The organism is Nocardia pseudovaccinii NBRC 100343 (assembly GCF_001613225.1).
GTDB classification, from domain to species: Bacteria; Actinomycetota; Actinomycetes; order Mycobacteriales; family Mycobacteriaceae; genus Nocardia; species Nocardia pseudovaccinii.
Genome location: NZ_BDBY01000324.1, coordinates 1 through 1,510, shown reverse-complemented (window position 1 = coordinate 1,510; position 1,510 = coordinate 1). Strand labels below are relative to the sequence as shown.

Here is a 1,510-nt window from a genome sequence, read left to right as displayed (position 1 = left end):
CGGGGCTGAACCCTCTCGTGCCGCTGTCGACGCTGAATCTGCTGGATTCGAACCTGGGCGCTGAGCAGTCCCGGAATCCGTCGATGATGCTGTTCTACCGGTACTTCCTGGCGATCACGCTGCTCCAGGCCCAGCGTGCGCCGCTGGCCCAGGTGTGCGCGGTGCTCGTGCCGCTGGCGGAACGTCTGGAGGGTCTGGCGCGCGCCTGGTCGACCGGCGCGGCCGACGACGGCGAGCTGTCCACGCTGATCGAGGAGATCCGCGCACTCGCTGCAGAGATCCGCGGCTTCGGGGACGGTGCGGCCGCCTGACGAGGGCGGAGTAGTCGATTCTGGCCGCCGGCAACCTTGTCGGCGGCCAGAAAACGGCCCTGGTTTGGCGCAGTCTCAGGATCATTCGACAAAGAGAGGTCCCGCCGATATGGCGGGACCTCTCTCGTGTGCGGAGGTGCTAAGTCCAGATGCGAACAGCGGGGTCCAGGGGGTGGTGTCCAGACGGTCAGAGACCTCGCCAGGGTTCGGTCAGTTGGCCGGTGCGCAGCGTGCGGATCCGCTTCTCGTATTCGCCGCGGACGCGCGCGGAGTGATCGACGTTCTGCGATAGCCAGGAGGTCATCTTTATTTGCTGGATCCCTTGCAGGATCGGCCACCCGGACCAGGTGGTGATGTCGTAGCCGTAGCTCTCCGCGAACGCGGCATACGCGTCTGCGTCGAGCATCCCCATCGACGCCTCGGCCGCTGTCTTGGCCAGATCCCACTCCGCCGGCCCGAACGCGAACGCCTCGAGATCGATCAACACCGCCTGGCCGTCATCGCGGATCATGACGTTCTTCACGTGGGCATCGCCGTGCAGCGCGGTCACCGGGAGCTGGAAGGTCAGCGTTTGCAGTTCCTGCTCCAACTCGCGTACTCGGTGCCGCAAGAAATCGGCGTCCGCGGCCGGGATCGGCGCGGTGTCCAGGCGTGCCGGAACGTGCCCGAATGCCTGCACGGCCGGGAGCAACAGGTCGGCGGGCCGGTCGAGGCGATGCAGCTGGCGCAGCAGTCCACCGAGGATGCCGGTTTCGTCGAGGTTGGCTGCTCGCCCCGGGATGAAACGCCAGAATGTGACCGGGTGCCCGTCGATCTGGATCGGCTGGGCTCGGTCACCGATGTTGTAGGTCTGAGCGGCCGGGAATCGCTGGGCGGCAAGCCAGTTCGCGACCGCGATCTCCTTGGCGGCGTCGTCCCAATGCTGCAGGTTGCGTGCGATGCGGACAACGACCGGCGCTGAGGCCAGCTGGTAGAGCATGTTCTCACCCAGCCGGAGCATGACCGCATCGGCGGGATCCAGACCAGCTGCCCGGCACGCTGAAATCAGCACTTTGTCAACCATGTCGGGCAGGAACGCCGATGCCGATGAGCGAGCCACGCCGTCCAGGCTAGGGGACAGCTCCGATACTGCCGAATGCTGTATTACTGCGGCCGGTGTGCTCATGCGCGGGGCTCGAGGTGGCGCAGGAAGGTCTTCA

General features: G+C 66.2%; 2 protein-coding genes. One reads left to right on the top strand and one right to left on the bottom strand.

All coding sequences use genetic code 11. The annotated features are described in order from the left end of the window. Window positions 1–311: hypothetical protein (locus NP3_RS49440; protein ID WP_169814641.1), on the top strand; the 311-nt coding region annotated here is incomplete at its 5' end. 187 nt (window positions 312–498) lie between these two features. Here the strand turns inward: NP3_RS49440 and NP3_RS36500 are convergent. Next, window positions 499–1,410 carry a phosphotransferase enzyme family protein gene (locus tag NP3_RS36500; protein ID WP_063046280.1) on the bottom strand — a complete coding sequence of 304 codons (912 nt, stop codon included), beginning with the start codon at window positions 1,408–1,410 and terminating at the stop codon, window positions 499–501. Window positions 1,411–1,510: the final 100 nt, after the last annotated feature.